The 15,855-nt window shown below is 46.6% G+C and carries 17 protein-coding genes; 13 read left to right on the top strand and 4 right to left on the bottom strand.

Translation table 11 applies throughout. The features are described 5' to 3' along the window. Positions 1-163: 163 nt before the first annotated feature. From EDI29_RS16155 to EDI29_RS16120, 7 genes are all read left to right on the top strand, one after another. The gene (locus EDI29_RS16155; RefSeq protein ID WP_137741697.1) at positions 164-442 is read left to right on the top strand and encodes a hypothetical protein; all 279 of its coding nucleotides are present in this window, start codon (positions 164-166) and stop codon (positions 440-442) included. Positions 443-921: 479 nt separating this feature from the next. Continuing rightward, on the top strand, positions 922-1,476 hold the full coding sequence (locus EDI29_RS16150; protein WP_137741696.1) for a DUF4304 domain-containing protein: 555 nt from the start codon (positions 922-924) through the stop codon (positions 1,474-1,476). A gap of 237 nt (positions 1,477-1,713) precedes the next feature. Further along, positions 1,714-2,019, top strand: a complete 306-nt coding sequence (locus tag EDI29_RS16145; RefSeq protein WP_241664939.1) for a hypothetical protein — start codon at positions 1,714-1,716, stop codon at positions 2,017-2,019. Then, positions 2,016-2,345 (top strand): hypothetical protein, encoded by a 330-nt coding sequence (locus tag EDI29_RS16140; protein ID WP_137741695.1) that lies wholly within the window; start codon positions 2,016-2,018, stop codon positions 2,343-2,345. The genes EDI29_RS16145 and EDI29_RS16140 overlap by 4 nt, the downstream gene beginning before the upstream one ends. A gap of 509 nt (positions 2,346-2,854) precedes the next feature. Beyond that, entirely contained in the window at positions 2,855-3,820 is a 966-nt protein-coding gene (gene pvcA, locus EDI29_RS16130; RefSeq protein ID WP_137741694.1) for an L-tyrosine isonitrile synthase, read from the top strand. A gap of 68 nt (positions 3,821-3,888) precedes the next feature. Continuing rightward, complete coding sequence (locus tag EDI29_RS16125; RefSeq protein ID WP_241664950.1) at positions 3,889-4,740, top strand: TauD/TfdA dioxygenase family protein; 852 nt, start codon at positions 3,889-3,891, stop codon at positions 4,738-4,740. 11 nt (positions 4,741-4,751) lie between these two features. Beyond that, positions 4,752-6,047, top strand: coding sequence for a glycosyltransferase (locus EDI29_RS16120; RefSeq protein ID WP_137741693.1), 1,296 nt, complete (start codon positions 4,752-4,754; stop codon positions 6,045-6,047). Between the two features lie 129 nt (positions 6,048-6,176). On the opposite strand, the gene grxB is transcribed toward EDI29_RS16120, so the two are convergent. Continuing rightward, positions 6,177-6,812: a glutaredoxin 2 gene (gene grxB / locus EDI29_RS16115; protein ID WP_137741692.1), complete on the bottom strand. Its 636-nt coding sequence runs from the start codon at positions 6,810-6,812 to the stop codon at positions 6,177-6,179. A gap of 206 nt (positions 6,813-7,018) precedes the next feature. Here grxB and EDI29_RS16110 point away from each other — a divergent pair, with 206 nt between their 5' ends. Next, positions 7,019-7,900 (top strand): LysR family transcriptional regulator, encoded by an 882-nt coding sequence (locus EDI29_RS16110; protein ID WP_137741691.1) that lies wholly within the window; start codon positions 7,019-7,021, stop codon positions 7,898-7,900. A 121-nt stretch (positions 7,901-8,021) separates the two neighbouring features. After that, the gene (locus EDI29_RS16105; protein WP_137741690.1) at positions 8,022-9,212 is read left to right on the top strand and encodes an MFS transporter; all 1,191 of its coding nucleotides are present in this window, start codon (positions 8,022-8,024) and stop codon (positions 9,210-9,212) included. A gap of 270 nt (positions 9,213-9,482) precedes the next feature. Here the strand turns inward: EDI29_RS16105 and EDI29_RS16100 are convergent, their stop codons facing one another. The 3 genes from EDI29_RS16100 to EDI29_RS16090 all read right to left on the bottom strand — a co-directional run bounded on the left by EDI29_RS16100 (position 9,483) and on the right by EDI29_RS16090 (position 12,501). Beyond that, positions 9,483-11,081 carry a sensor domain-containing diguanylate cyclase gene (locus EDI29_RS16100; RefSeq protein WP_137741689.1) on the bottom strand — a complete coding sequence of 533 codons (1,599 nt, stop codon included), beginning with the start codon at positions 11,079-11,081 and terminating at the stop codon, positions 9,483-9,485. 182 nt (positions 11,082-11,263) lie between these two features. Beyond that, the gene (locus EDI29_RS16095; protein WP_137741688.1) at positions 11,264-11,938 is read right to left on the bottom strand and encodes a MarC family NAAT transporter; all 675 of its coding nucleotides are present in this window, start codon (positions 11,936-11,938) and stop codon (positions 11,264-11,266) included. Positions 11,939-12,012: 74 nt separating this feature from the next. After that, positions 12,013-12,501 carry an SRPBCC family protein gene (locus tag EDI29_RS16090; RefSeq protein WP_137741687.1) on the bottom strand — a complete coding sequence of 163 codons (489 nt, stop codon included), beginning with the start codon at positions 12,499-12,501 and terminating at the stop codon, positions 12,013-12,015. 482 nt (positions 12,502-12,983) lie between these two features. Between EDI29_RS16090 and EDI29_RS16085 the strand changes: the two genes are divergently transcribed. The 4 genes from EDI29_RS16085 to recX all read left to right on the top strand — a co-directional run bounded on the left by EDI29_RS16085 (position 12,984) and on the right by recX (position 15,768). Continuing rightward, positions 12,984-13,319, top strand: coding sequence for a hypothetical protein (locus EDI29_RS16085; RefSeq protein WP_137741686.1), 336 nt, complete (start codon positions 12,984-12,986; stop codon positions 13,317-13,319). A 239-nt stretch (positions 13,320-13,558) separates the two neighbouring features. Further along, positions 13,559-14,053 (top strand): nicotinamide-nucleotide amidase, encoded by a 495-nt coding sequence (gene pncC / locus EDI29_RS16080; RefSeq protein ID WP_137741685.1) that lies wholly within the window; start codon positions 13,559-13,561, stop codon positions 14,051-14,053. 107 nt (positions 14,054-14,160) lie between these two features. After that, positions 14,161-15,234, top strand: coding sequence for a recombinase RecA (gene recA / locus EDI29_RS16075; RefSeq protein WP_010285348.1), 1,074 nt, complete (start codon positions 14,161-14,163; stop codon positions 15,232-15,234). Between the two features lie 45 nt (positions 15,235-15,279). After that, entirely contained in the window at positions 15,280-15,768 is a 489-nt protein-coding gene (gene recX, locus EDI29_RS16070; RefSeq protein WP_137741684.1) for a recombination regulator RecX, read from the top strand. Positions 15,769-15,855 lie beyond the last annotated feature (87 nt).

Here is a 15,855-nt window from a genome sequence, read left to right as displayed (position 1 = left end):
CTAATAATGCAACTTACCAAGGCAAAGTTATGCTAACTAGGGATCAGGTATTGCTGGAAGGACAGGCAGCACCTCAACCTCAATCGGGAGCTGATAAAGTCGGCGGGGAATGGCAGGTTGTGACTGTCGGAGGAAAATATTCGGGAGCCACGAGATTGATGCCATGAGCATGATTGATATAGGAAAGGAAATATGTGTTTATCTTACTTTTTCTTCTATTAATAACGAGGCCATGGAAATAGAAAGTTTTATAAAGATAATTGTTGATGAGAGTGAAAATATAGGGGTTAGAAAGTCTGCTATAGATAATTTATTATCACGCTGTCATCCTAAATGGTTGGGTGATTATTATATTGAAGGTGTTACCTATCAAGAGTGGACGAATTTAATATCAAGATTCTATTGTTCACTTAATAAATTTAAGACGAAATTGAAAGATTAATGAAAATGCCGAAAATGATCGCCGTGATCATTCTGGATTTTTATTTTATAGTCTGGTCAGCTGCTACAAATTAATCTGCATCTCAATAATAATTAACGCGCATCACGGCGTGGAAAGCAGCCGGAGAGACGGACGGCATCGCGGAACTGGACTATGACGTGGAGGGCAGGTGACCAAAGCAGCCAGCCCGGATGCGGACGGTATTCTGGCACTAGGGTAACTGGCGTGGTCGCTGTCGTCGCTGGGCATCGGTTTATACCAGCCGTTGCCGTTCATCCACACGGTGGAGTGAGAAAAGCTGCGCCGCATACGCCACGAATGGAGTCCGATGAGGCTGCTGCTGCGTCAGGCGCTGAAAGGGGCGGATGGTCAGGTGAATGATGTGCTTAGAATTGAGTGGGTATTTACAAGATGTCTTATGGCTGTGAAAATGTGCTAAATAAACATGGAGTACCAATTGTTTATCGATAGGTGATGCAATGAATACCACGTTAATGAAAGATTTTTTTATTTCAAATGGTTTCTCTAAAGAGAGTGGTGCTGATTTTTTTAGGGAGAATAATGGTTTTTTGAATTGTATTAATCTTCAGAAAAAAACCACAGGAGACATTTTTTTTATAAATTTAGGTGTTCATCCCATCTTTGCTCAGATAAATAGTCAATCTCTTCCTAAAAGAGAGATTGACTGCTATATCCGTACTCGATTATCTACTGACGAAATGCTAAGTATCGAATTGTTAAATTCGCCAAATGGTGTCTCTTTGGTTATTAAGGAACTAGAAGAAAAAACATGGGCATTTTTTGATTTTTTTAGTTCTATCGATGATGTTTTTTCTCATCTGAGTATCGACAACATTAAGGATGGGAATATTCCTGCTGAATTTGATAGTGTTACATCTGTTAGATTAATATCAATGTGTATGAATTATAATTTTTTAAGGGGTAATATAGATGTCGCACGTGATTTTGCACGTTATGGATTGTCTATCGCAGGAATGGCTGTAGGGGTAAAAAAGACTTTAAGCAGGTTTTAAAAGATACTGAAAATAATATCTAAATGTTATTAAAAAATGAAAAATCCAGAAGCGATTGTCGATCCTTACGGTTGGTTGAAAAACCTTTAAGTTGGGTAGATCCTCTTGGGCTGACTTCGAAATAAGGTTCGTCAAGAGTTGATTGTGCAAGAGCCCGTCAAGCCAAAATGTTAAAATACGATGTCGGGTATAACATTAGTCCGACAAGCTGGGATCAATATCCCCCAATAGGAAGAGATGAAACCTTTGTTACAGATAGAGAAGGTGAGCTTAAATATTTTGATGGGGCTAAAGGAAATTTCTATTTCCAGATCTATGGTGGAAAGAATCGAAAAGGATGTGGGGTTACACCCTGGATCTCTGAAAGATGGATTCAATGCCAGGAAAATAGAAAGGATAAAAAATATGCAGCTTAGAAGTCGATTGGGTGGTAATGATTGCTTCCTTGGTCCGGGGAAAAATTTGCCGGGAGGAGCATCTGAAATGGTTATAAACCCTGTTTCCATATCGACTCCAGCTATACTCAGAGTAAATGTATTATGAATGTGATTCCTGATAATTCTATTGTTGTAAGTGATATTTCAACTAATACAGTAAAGCTCAGAGTTAAGGGGAGTGAATCAGTAAAGACAGTAGAAGATCTTGGTTTTTTAGTTTCTGGCCAGTTTATGGTTAAAACGGTAAAAGATGAAGGTGAGAAATTAGAGCTCATTAAATATTTAGTTAACTTTGATGCTTTTTTTGTATTTGGCTATGGGGGCTATCCATCAGAAATTATGGGATTTTATAAAGAACAAAACGTTTATACAGATAAGTACAAGATTATATCTTGGTCAGATCCGAACCATTACAGGATTGAAGAAAAATAAGGAAGTGCCCTGACAATCCTTTCGGCTATTATTTTATAGTCTGGTCAGTTGCTACAAATTAATCTGTGTCTCAATAATAATCCTTCCCCGCTCTACCGTGACAGTGACGAACATATTCGGTGATGAAGCCGGACTCTTAGAGCCAGCGGCCTTTAAGGCTGATGGTAGAGGGCGGGTTGGGCTTGCCGTTGTGCTGGGTGCAACGGGACGCGACTTCTACAATGCGGGAGCGGAATTTACTGGGGTGGCAAATAATCAGGGACGCGATGTACGGTACTGAACAAAGGGAGAGATCAATCTGTATTGCCACTTATCCACGGTTTTAATAATTAATCCTCATTATATTTATTTTATATCCAAAGTTAATTATTAGCAGTGTAAATAAAAATACTGAATATGTTATTCAGTATTTTTTTTGTACTCGACAAGGGGTTTTATTTTATTGTTTCTTCGACATGGCTATGCAGTTAATTCCGTTTTTTAAATTAATGTAAATTAATGAGGTTATTTTGGATATAATAAATAATGAATTAGTTTCATCGCTAATATTAAGTGAGTTAATTCAATATCGGCGTAGATTCACTCACTCGACGAAAGCCGTTAGTGAAGAAGAGGCCCTGGTGACTCAGGTACAATTACCCAGGATTCGTGCTTTTGTTGATAAAAATAGCCGTATTGAACTTATTCTACCTGCGTTCCCGGTAAAATCGCCTAGCCCTTATAAGGTTCTGGGTAGAAAACCGGATATGGCGGAACGCCTGTCTCTGATATTTTTAAATTCGTTATGCCAGCGCATTCAGCTTTATTACCCGCCTGGAGCCCATATCCGTATTTGCTCTGATGGGCATGTATTTGGCGATCTAATTGGAACTAGCGACGAAACCATTAATGCCTACCAGCATGAAATTGAAAACTTATTGCATGAATTGGGGGCTATTCATCTCAGTGTTTTTAATCTTAAAGATGTAGAGAACATGGCTGCGCTTACTGCTGATTACGATCATCTTCGCCAGCGACTGGTTGAGGATTATGCTGAATCGGAAGAAGAGATTAAATCGCAACTCATGCAGAGCGAAGAAGGCTTGCAGCTTTACCGTTCAATCACCCGCTTTCTCTATGAAGATAGCCTGCGACCAGACTATACCGGCTCTAATGCGGCGTTACAGAAAGATGCCAAAAAGCGTGCGTGTGGCGTTATTCAGCGCAGTTGGGCGTGGGGCAACCTGCTTGCTGAAAATTTCCCAGAGGCTATTCGTCTGTCTATTCACCCTCAGCCTTCGGACAGCCTGAAGCTGGGTATTCATATGATGCCCACGAAGGACGATTGGTTGACGCCCTGGCATGGTGTCGCCGCCAATGTTAATGGCCAGTTTGTGCTTATGAAGAATACTGATGCACAGCAGTTGGCTGGTGAAGTCGTGGAGATCCGCGGTACGCCTAGTTATTACGTCGTCAAGCAGCATGATGTGGCGTAAGCGTATTTTTCTCGCCTTATCATTCGTCGAGACATCGATAATTGTCATCTTATAAAGGAATATACATGATGGAGAACAGCATGAACTGTCGCATTGAAACGCTTTCCCCTTTTGGTGCGTTGTTGACGCCTGCTGAAGTAGGGCAGAGCATCGCCACTCTGCCGATCGAGACACTGCGTGAACTTGCTCGCGAGCATCATCTCTTGGTATTACGCGGTTTTTCCTCTGGGTTTTCCGATCCTGAAACGTTGACCGAGTATGCTGGCCACTGGGGGGAAATCATGATGTGGCCTTTCGGGGCGATACTGGATGTGAAGGAACATGCAGATACCAAGGATCATATCTTTGATAACAGCTATGTGCCGCTACACTGGGATGGAATGTACAAGCCCACTATCCCCGAATTCCAACTGTTCCACTGCGTTTCTGCGCCGGGACAGGATCAGGGGGGACGTACCACTTTCGTTGATACCACGCGCTTGTTGGCAGAGACTGACGCACAGTTAGTCGATGAGTGGCGTCGTGTTTCAATTACTTATCGTATTAAAGCCGTTGTGCATTATGGTGGCGAAGTGACTTCCCCATTAATCATTCCTCATCCTAACGGCGTTGGGGAGATTATGCGCTATAACGAACCGACAACCGAAGGGGAGCGTTTTCTCAACCAGCATGCGCTGGAATACCATAATGTCACACCGGAAGCGCAAAGCGCATTTAGCCAGACGCTACGGCAGCATTTGTACGATCCCCGTTATTACTATGCGCATAAATGGCTACAGGGTGATGTGGTGATAGCCGACAACTTCTCGCTGCTGCATGGACGTGAAGCCTTTACGGCTCATTCGGCTCGTCATTTGCAACGTGTGCATATTCAGGGCACCCCGATTTGCGTGAATACCTGCATTGATAACGCGGCATAAGGGAAAGCACCATGGCACATATTCTCATGGCGTCGATGGCAACGCCGGGACATGTTTATCCTTTGCTGACTATCGCTCGCTATTTGGTTGAGCAGGGAAACGATGTCACGTTGTTTAGCGGCGCGTTGTTCCGTGAGCAGGCAGAGGCTGTAGGGGTTGGTTTTATCCCTTTTAGCGATGAGATTGATTTCGACTACAGGCACCTGGAGCAGCACTTCCCTCTGCGAGCTACGCTGCCGCCGGGCAACGCGCAGATGGCTCTGGCACTGAAGAATTTCTTCGCTGCACCCATTCCATTGCTGGATCGCCAATTGCGTGACGCGTTGGCAAAGACGCATGCCGACCTGCTCATCGTTGAAAACTGTTTTTATGGTGTTTTACCGCTGTTGTTGTCTGGTCAGCGGCCGCCGGTCATTGCGGTAGGCGTGACGCCGCTGTCTTATTCGACGCGAGATTCTGTTTTCTATGGACCTCGTATTCCACCTAAATTGCTGCCGCCTGACTTGAGTCATGAACAACTGGTGGATGAAGAAACGAGGGGGTTCTTGAGCGACGTTCAGCATGTGTTTAATGATGTGATGGTGCAGGCGGGAGGAAAGCCGCTTGAGCAGCCTTTTATGGATGCGCTCATTGCTCATTGCGATCGTTTCTTGCAATTATCGACCACGGAACTTGAGTACCAGCGGGATGATTTGCCACAGAGCGTGCGATTTATTGGGCCATTATCCCATCACATCGCAGCAGAGCGTGTTCCGCAATGGTGGGCACCAGATGACAGCCGACCGCTTATTATCGTTTCACAAGGAACACTGGCGAATGTCGATCTCCAGCAGCTCATCGGGCCAACGCTGCGCGCCCTCGCGGATTTACCCGTCAGGGTGCTGGCGACCACGGGGGGACGTTCGGTTGATGCGCTACAAGCCTCATTGCCTGAAAATGCCAGGGTGGTCAGTTTCCTTTCTTATGATGACTGGCTGCCAAGAGCATCGATATTTATCACCAATGGTGGATATGGTTCGATTAATTCCGCGCTGAAAGATGGCGTTCCATTAATTGTGGCTGGCGTCGGTGAAGATAAACAGGAAAGTGCCGCGCGTGTGGTGTTTGCTAAATGCGGGATTAACTTACAAACCAGTACGCCGAGTGAACAGCAGATTAAGCAGTCTGTCATCGAAATATTAGAGGACCCAGGCTATTTACAGCGCGCAAGATGGATTAAGGCAGATTATGCAAGCTATGATGCGTTTGCTCTGATTAACGCTGAAGTTAATGCGCTAGTTAATCAAAGGAGGACGGCCTGGCACTAGGTAGGGGAAGGCTTACTCTATGTCGTCATGACTTCATATAGCCATGATTTCATATAACACGTATTGAAATCTGCCACACGTTATGGGGTAACGCTATGCCCCATAACGCTATTGCGAATCGTATTATGCTTACAGCGCTTTATCGGTCAATAAGGCGACTTTACTGGCTTCTGATACGCGCTCAAGGTAGGCGTGAACGTTAGGGCCAAACTGCACGCCTTTCACGATCGTGAGCGACAGTAAGATCGGGAAGAGAATAAAATCAGTGGTGGAAATGGCATTAACGTTTGCCAAACGCGGCTCCAGCGCGTCGAGTTTCTGCTCCACTTCTGCAATCAGCTCTGGCGTTTTTGCTATCAACGCATCCAGATCGCCGAAGGCTTTTTCTTCACGCAGGATATAGGCATGACGCGCTTCTGGTGTAGAAAGCTCTTTGAAATCGGCTTTCGTGAAGCGAGGAACCGCAAGGTTAAATACCGCGCTGGAAACGGATTTACACCAGGCTTCAATATCGGCATCAACGGGTTGGTCGGCGATTAACGGTGTTTGCTTGCTGTCGACATAGTGGACGATATCCATGCTTTCTGGCATGAAGCTGCCATCTTCTTTTTGCAGGATCGGCACCACTTTGCGGCCGACCATGCGCGTTGGCGTGTCAACGTCGCCTTCCATAATGACGGATTGCTCAACAGGCAGATTTTTCAGACCAAAAATCATTCTGGCTCTGACACAGAATGGGCAGTGTTCGTAAATGAAAAGTTTCATGCATCGCCTCGTAACATTTTGAAAAAGGCCGCGAAAATGTGCGCGCCCGGTCATGACAAGTCATGCCATCAGAGTAATACCTCATAGGGGCGGTGGTAAAGTGAATGTGATTCGCCGCTGCTGAAAGGGCGGCATGATAGCGAGTCTGCGTTACCCAGGCTGGATTGCGGTATGATGCCGTGCCACCCCTTTGCAGAAGAGAGATAATGGATCGCTTGAGCGCGTTGGAAACATTTATCTGCGTTTTTGAAACCGGGTCGTTTTCCGCCGCGTCCCGTAGACTCGGTATTGGTCAGCCAGCGGTTTCTAAAGCGATCATGCAGCTTGAAAAACAATTGGCAACTACGCTGTTGATTCGCTCTACCCGAGGGTTGACGCCAACAGAAGCCGGACAGCATTTTTATGAGCAAGTCGCTCCCGCGTTAACGATGCTGGGAGAGGCTCAAGAGCGCGTGGTTAGCGGGAATGCCGCGCTGTCTGGTCGGTTGCGCATCTGCGCGCCCGTCACCTTTGCCAGACTGCATATTATGCCGCGACTCCATGAATTTATGGCCGAACATCCACAGCTCAACGTTGATGTCATTCTCGACGATCGTCCGATCGATCTGATTGCTGAAGGCATTGATGTAGCACTGCGTTTGGGCGAGATGAAGGATTCAAGTTTGATCGCCCAGCGGCTGGCCTCGTGTACTATGCACCTGTTAGCAACACCCAACTATTTTTCCGTTCATGGCATACCTGTTTCTCCTAATGCACTGGCTGCGTATCCATCTGTCATCTATTTGCAGGGAGAGAAAACCGATCGCTGGATTTTTTCTCAAGATGGAACACAGACCACGGTATTCCCCAATGGGCGTATCCGTGTTTCTGCGGCGGAAGGTGTGCGTGCTGCTGTGCTGTCTGGCGCTGGGGTGACGGTTGCATCTGAATGGATGTTTGCACCAGAGCTTGAAAGCGGGCAGGTCATCACTGCACTGGACTCATGGACGCTAGGTAAGATGGATCTGTGGGCTGTCTACCCTGGAGGCCGTATGACATCAGCCCGTGCCAGAATCTTTACTGGTTTCGTTCAACGTCTCTTTTCCTGATTCATTCCCATTCGGAATAGCTGATATCCATTCTACCGCTCTACTAGGAATGAGCTCGGCGTCTTATTCTGTGCTCATCGCTTGCCGACGTCCGGCGGGAAAGACATAAACAGGTATGATGATGAGTACATTATCCAACGAAATCGATGTCAGGACACCGCGTGCTCCCGGCAAATTATTGATTTTCTCAATGGCCGCAGCCAGCGGTATTTCTGTTGCCAATATCTACTACAACCAGCCTATGCTGGGCGTGATAGGAGAAAGTTTTACGTCGAGTGGCGCGGTCTCACTTATGCCGACGGTAACGCAATTAGGTTATGCGCTTGGGTTGCTGCTGCTGGTTCCGCTCGGTGATAAGTTTGATCGTCGTCGGCTGATCGTGTGGCAGTTTTTGATGCTGGCGCTAGCTTCTGCGTTTGTTGCATTGTCGACATCGGCTTTTTCTTTATTAAGTGCTTCGTTACTGATTGGTTTTGGTGCTACCGCCGCACAGCAGATTGTTCCTGCTGCCGCAGTGCTCGCCGATGCAAAACAGCGTGGCGCGATTGTCGGAACGGTGATGAGCGGGTTGTTAAGCGGAATTTTGCTGAGTCGTACGATTGCGGGTGTGGTGGCGGAAAGTGCGGGCTGGCGTGCGATGTTCTGGCTGGGTGTGCCTTTGGCGCTGGCAGGAGCATGGGCGATGGGGAGAATGCTACCGACTTTGCCATCGAATCAGAGCATTCGCTACAGTGAACTGATGCGTTCGCTGGTGGCGCTATGGCGGAGTGAGCGTGTATTACGCAAAGCTACGTTGGTTCAGGCGTTGTTGTTTGCGTCTTTCAGCGCATTCTGGAGCGTACTTGCGCTGTATTTGGGAAGCGGGCGTTTTCAGATGGGCGCGGCGGCGGCGGGTCTCTTTGGTGCGATCGGCGTGGCTGGCATTCTTGTCGCACCGCTGGCGGGAAAATTGGCTGATCGAGTCGGTAGTCGCCCTGTGGTGATCGCGGGTACGTTGTTGACGCTGCTCTCATGGGGGATATTCATCAGCTTCGATTCCCTTATTGGCCTGGTTATCGGTGTTGTACTGCTCGATCTTGGTGTTCAGAGCGCGCTAATTGCCAATCAACATGTGATTTATGGGCTTGGTGAGGCCGCCAGAGGCCGAATTAATACCGTATTCATGGGCGGTATGTTTCTGGGCGGTGCTGCAGGTTCCTCCGTTGCGATAGCGGCCTGGCATCAGGGGGGATGGATGATGGTCGGCGGGCTTGCCAGCGTGTTGACGATGATGGCACTGATGATCGCGTTGATGAAGGCGAAAAATGCCTAATGGCTATTAGGGGAGTGGGCTGAAATAGCGAGATATTACGGCAAGGGAAAGCCTTACCAATGTTGTTTTACAACCGGTAGACTAACCTTACTTGCTGATGACAATACTATACATTTGGCTTGCTATAGTCCTTGCATCCCTTGTCAGTACCTCACATCTCTGTGAGTGTTGTGTAGTTAACCATCCCTGTCATTAGAATGACCTTACCCGCCTCGTGCGGGGTTTTTTTTGCCTGCGATTCAGCCCATTAGACTAACGCTGTGTGTGTGCCTAATTTGTATCTTTTTTGAGCGAATGTTCGGGGGGGATTTTGGTAACGACTCGATTTCTACCTTCATGCTTGGCTTGATAGAGGGCGTCATCCGCAGTTTTCAATATGCTATCGATTTGTTCTGTTCCTGGAGTAAAACAGGTGACGCCTAATGAAATCGTGATGTTTTCAGGAATCGGCAGCGGCATTTTTTCAACTTTTTTACGCAGCCGTTCGGCAATCTCGGCGGCTTGCTCCATATCTGTATCGGGTAAGAGCGCCAGGAATTCCTCCCCACCCGTGCGACAAATCAGATCGGATTCTCGTGAACCCTGTTTTATGTTGTTAGCCAACAGCCTGATGACGTCATCGCCGACATTGTGCCCATAGGTGTCATTGACGCGTTTGAAATGATCGATATCAATCACGATAGCGGCAACCTGATGGCTCTTTGACAGAATGAGTTCAACATTCTCATAGATACCACGGCGATTGAGTAGCCCGGTGAGTGGGTCGGTGTGGGCTTGCAAACTCAGCTTGCCGATCCGCTTGTGTAACAGCACCGTACCGAAAAGAATGACGCGTTTTAGCTGGTCCACCTCAAAATACCAGGAGGGAACTTTCTTGATTTTTTCAATGACGTCGGGCTCCTCCATTTTACTGGCAGAAACGGCCAGCAAGCGCAAAGGGTTGGCAATAGAGAAGGCAAGCAGGGTCAGTGCAATCAGCGTTAATGCCATCACCGGTGCACCTTCGTATAAGACGGACCGCATGACGTTGTTAAGTGAATCGAGTACATTTTGATAGGGATGTAAGGTAATGATAACCCAGCCGGATGACGCCACAGTATCAAACCCAGCCAGAGACGGAGTGCCTCGCATATCGGGTATGGCAAGCGTTCCGCTCTTTTTGTTCTGAAAGGCTTCCTTGATTTTCTTGTCGTTAACGGGCTTGCCGACCCACTGTTTATCCTGATGGTAGAGAACAATTCCATTTTTATCGATGACATAAACGCTGGAGTAATCGTTATAGAAATGAGTATTCATGAACTCGTTTAACACGCTTTTGCTTTTTAAATAAATGGTTCCGCCGATGTAGCCAAGGTAATTGCCTTGTTTATCTTTGATGGGGGAGGAAACCAGCACGATGAGATTTCCTGTAAGGGAAATATAAGGCTGGCTAATTAACGGTTTTTTTTCCTCTAGCGCTAGCTTGCTGGCATCTGAGGTCAGCGTGCTTCCTTTCAGGTTGAGCGATGTTGGGTAAACCGCGTGTATGCGGTTCTGGCTATCCGCAACGAAAACCGAATTAAAACTTTGGCTCATGCGGAATGTTTGTTCGCTTTTCTCTAACAGCACATCATCGTCACTAAAACTATCCGCCATCGATATCGCACTGTAGGCTAACTCCTGCTGTGCGGAAGATAAAAAACTTTCTGTGGTGGCTGCTAATTTGGTGGAGTAATTAAGGTTTGAACTAAGTATCTGATCGGTAATGAGCTTTTTTTGTACATTATAAACGGCGATATAAGCATTCGTCAGCGTAACGATCATACTGATAATTGCGAGGGACAAAATGAGTGAACGTAAATTGACTGGGAACCGCTTTCTTATTTTCATGATTGGCCGCCCCTACTTTCCGTTAGGTAAGCAAAAATTAATCTTTCTTATTGTTATATAAAATTTGTTATGTAACACGGGCTGAACATCTCTTACGGCCGTTGAATAAACCCCGCTATTCAAAGTTATAGACGCTAACTGGGCTATTTGGCAATGTGCTGATACTGCTATTATCATTCAGCTTAATGGAGAGAATGCACGATCTCCAGTGTGCCATTAATGATGAACTGTACACCCATGCAAACCAGCAGGAACCCCATCAGCCGTGAAATGGCTTCAATACCACTTTTCCCAATCAGCCGCATAATCAGGCCAGAGCTTTTCAGACTGAGCCAGACGATCAGACTGATTAACATAAAAGTGAGGACGGGGGCGACGGTAATCACCCATGGCGTAATATCGACGCCGCTTTTGATTTGTGATGCAGAGCTAATGATGAGGGCGATGGTGCCTGGCCCAGCAGTACTAGGCATCGCCAGTGGAACGAAGGCGATGTTGACTTCATTGGCGGAGAAACTGTCGTTAATTTCTTCTTTTTTGCTTTTGACTTCGGGCGCATGTTCTGGTTTTTGCTGAGGAAAAAGCATGCGAAAGCCGATAAATACCACGATGAGCCCGCCAGCAATGCGTAATCCAGGGATGGAAATACCGAAGGTATTCATCACGATCTGACCCGCATAGTACGCGACAGTCATGATAATGAAGACATAAAGCGAGGCCTGAAAGATCTGACGATTGCGTTCCCCTTCGCTCATGTTGCCGGACATCGCCAAAAATACCGCTACCGTCGTCAGTGGGTTCGCGAGTGGCAGGATTAACACCAGACCAAGACCAATGGTTTGAATCAATTCCAGCATTCTACGTTCCTCTTTATTGGGGCGCTTTTGTCAGTTCAGGAAAATGGTCAATAATGACCTGTCGCGGTGGTGCCCTATGCCAACTCACCTTCCGCTAATTTTTTAAAACGATAGAGCGTTTTAGTCAGCATCTCGCGAGAAAACATATCAAACATTTGGCCGATCTTTTTTCCGATCAAGCCTCCTGGTGGATTGTAGCGAATGGTCAGCGTTACGGTTGTCCCCGCTTCTGCCGAGGCTGGCCGAAAAGAAAGCCGGCCTTCATTAGGAACACGCGCGCCTTCCAGTGAACGCCAGTGGATATATTCCCCCGGTTTTTCGTCAATAATACGAGCCTGCCACTCAATGAGTGCACCAATCGGTGTGTTAATTCGCCAGTTAGAGTCGGTATGGTTCAGTATCTCAATACTCGCGAAGTGGCCCATCAGGATCGGCAACGTTTCCGGTTTTCGCCAAAGATCAAACAAGTATTCTTCCGGCCGATTGATCGTGATACTGCCGCTGATTTCATTGGCATAGCTGCCGTTTTTCACTGCTATTCGTCTTAAGAAAGAGGGAAACACCCGTCATCCTCCCTAATGGATTGTTACCCCTTTATGGGCAGATGAACGCCATTCTGACTGATATCGACCAGCGAAGCAAAGTTGGAGGAGGTTGGCAGTAGAGTTGGTACAGGCTATCGCAGCAATAGCCAAAATTTTTACGCGCCTAATGTTACGTTAATGTTCATTCGGTACTGTAAGTATCAGACAGAAGCCGAATGAAGTGCCGCAAAACACCAGGGTTTTTATATAACGATAATAGCTATACCCCGCCCACTATTATTAGTGGGCTTTTTTTTATTTTCACCTCCCTGTTTATATATTTTATTTTTATATTATTTGATATTTGTCAATTTATGATTAATGAGGTTATACCTATTAAGGTGTAATAGGGTTTTGTCCATATTTTTTGTCCCGTGAATAATGTGTTGATTGTCGTGATTTACTTTATCAGTTCGTCGTGATACGTTTATAATCAGCTTTTACGCTGATGAGTAATAAATATGAATAATCCATTTGTTGCCAAATGGAGCCGTAATGGCAACCTGCTTTGTCATGGCCATTGGTTAATCTCTTATAAAGAAAAAGATTTTTCGCTACCGGAAAAATATAAAGAAAATCATATGGGAACGATGGGGATTTACTCTATCATCGATCCTGATGACGAAATGTACCGTGACGGATTAGATGAGGATGATTGGATTCTGGAAAATATCGACTGGCTTGCTGATAGCTTTGAAGAGAATAATGTACCTATCGAGGAATGTTATTTTAGATATTTTTTTCAGGCTATAAATAAACACGACTGGCGATGCACCAGTTGTGCGGGTTGTATGTAAATCACGCTATCATTATTAATTACTCCATCCTTTTACCCTGCCGACCAATGAACGATTCAGGTCACACTGTTCTTTGCATCATTATCCGGTTTCTTTCTATTCAATTTTCATCGGCTTCTCTCATTTTTCATCCTATTTCATCTTCTTTGCTAGGCGCATCGCATCCTGCGTAGCGGGGCGTCTTTTTTGGGGAAAAGTGTTACCCTGACCAAACCATCCTTGATTACTATGAGGCGACAATGACGGAAGATGACATTCTGCGGTTAAGTGCTTTAGTGGGTGAAAAACTGAAAGCCCGCGGTGCCACGTTGACGTGTGCAGAATCCTGCACTGGGGGCTGGCTGGCTAAATCTATTACCGATGTCGCAGGCAGTTCCGGCTGGTTTGACTACGGCTTTGTGACATATAGCAATCTGGCTAAACAGCGCCTGGTAAATGTGAGCGCAGAGACATTGGAGCGGCATGGTGCTGTGAGTGAAGATGTGGTCAATGAGATGGCCGCAGGAGCGTTGCAGGCCGCCAGTGCAGATTTTGCCATATCGGTAAGTGGCGTCGCGGGGCCAGATGGGGGGACGGAAGAGAAACCTGTCGGCACGGTATGGTTTGGCTTCACTGACAAGCAGGGCGGGGGATTTGCCCAAAAAATGCGATTTAGCGGAGACCGAAATACGGTACGCCTGCAATCCGTGCATTTTGCGCTGCAAACGCTGCTCGACGCATTTCTGAAAAAATAACCTTGATGCTGTATACGCATACAGTATAATGTCAGTAATTATTCGGCAATTCATGATTAAGCAGCCGCGTAGAGACAGCAGAGCTACGCCGCATGACAGGAGCAGAAATGGCTATTGATGAGAACAAACAAAAGGCACTTGCGGCAGCACTGGGCCAAATCGAAAAGCAATTTGGTAAAGGTTCTATCATGCGGTTGGGCGAGGATCGCTCAATGGATGTTGAAACCATTTCTACAGGCTCTTTGTCCCTTGATATTGCTCTGGGCGCCGGCGGTTTACCGATGGGGCGTATCGTTGAGATTTATGGACCAGAATCTTCCGGTAAAACTACGCTGACTCTACAGGTGATCGCTGCTGCTCAGCGCGAAGGTAAAACCTGTGCGTTCATCGACGCTGAACATGCGTTGGACCCCATTTATGCGAAAAAGCTGGGTGTAGATATTGATAACCTGCTGTGTTCTCAGCCGGATACCGGCGAGCAGGCGTTGGAGATTTGTGATGCGCTTACGCGTTCTGGCGCTGTTGACGTTATCATTGTCGACTCTGTAGCTGCTTTGACGCCGAAAGCTGAAATTGAAGGTGAAATCGGTGACTCTCATATGGGCCTTGCGGCACGTATGATGAGCCAAGCTATGCGTAAGCTGGCGGGTAACCTGAAGCAAGCCAATACGCTGCTGATCTTCATCAACCAGATCCGTATGAAAATTGGCGTGATGTTTGGTAACCCTGAAACCACCACTGGCGGTAATGCCCTGAAATTTTACGCTTCTGTTCGTTTAGATATTCGTCGTACTGGCGCTATCAAGGAAGGTGAAGAAGTTGTCGGCAGCGAAACGCGTGTTAAAGTTGTGAAAAATAAAGTCGCGGCGCCATTCAAGCAGGCTGAGTTCCAAATTTTGTACGGTGAAGGCATCAATATCCACGGTGAGCTGGTTGATCTGGGTGTGAAACACAAACTGATCGAAAAAGCCGGTGCCTGGTATAGCTATAACGGCGACAAGATCGGTCAGGGTAAAGCAAACGCCTGTAATTTCCTGAAAGAGAACCCGGCGATTGCTGCTGAGCTGGATAAAAAGTTGCGTGAAATGTTGCTACACAAAGGCAATGAACTGACGCCAGCCGCCGCTGGAAATAGCCATGACGAAGATGAATTCGCTGGCGAAGGCAACGAAGAATTCTAATGGTGGTTGAACTACCTGTGATAGAGCACGTCAGCGGATAGATGGATGAATAAACCATTACGCTATGCGATGAACGTGCTTTCTGTGCGCGATTATAGTGAAACCGAAATACGCCGCAAATGTGCGGCGTATTTATATAAGTCAGAAAGCGTAGAAGGTGAAGTAGACGAATCCACAGCCCAGGCTGCGGCAGAAGATGTGGAAGCGGCTATTGCTTATTGTAAGGAGCATGGTTGGCTGGATGATGCGCGCTATGCTCGCCGCTATATCAGCAGCCGGAGCCGCAAAGGCTATGGCGTCCAGCGGATTAAAATGGAGCTGGGCCAGAAAGGAATCGACAAAACAATATTAGCCACGGCACTGAACGAGAGTGATATTGACTGGTGTGCGCTTGCTAAATCGGTTGTGGAACGGAAATTCGGGCATCCTCTGTCCGATGAATGGAAAGACAAAGTCAAACATCAGCGATATCTGCTCTATCGTGGCTTTTTTCATGAAGAAATCCAGTCAATCTATACGAATTTTTCAGATTGAACGCACACGGGATTTTACTTCCCATCGAAGAAAATTTATCTTATTCCCACTTTTTTGTTCGTGAGTTGCTCGGTAACGTCAGCATGC

Source organism: Pectobacterium polonicum, assembly GCF_005497185.1.
Classification (GTDB): Bacteria; Pseudomonadota; Gammaproteobacteria; order Enterobacterales; family Enterobacteriaceae; genus Pectobacterium; species Pectobacterium polonicum.
The sequence above is the reverse complement of the archived record's forward strand: the minus strand, read 5'-3'. Positions and strand labels throughout refer to the sequence as shown.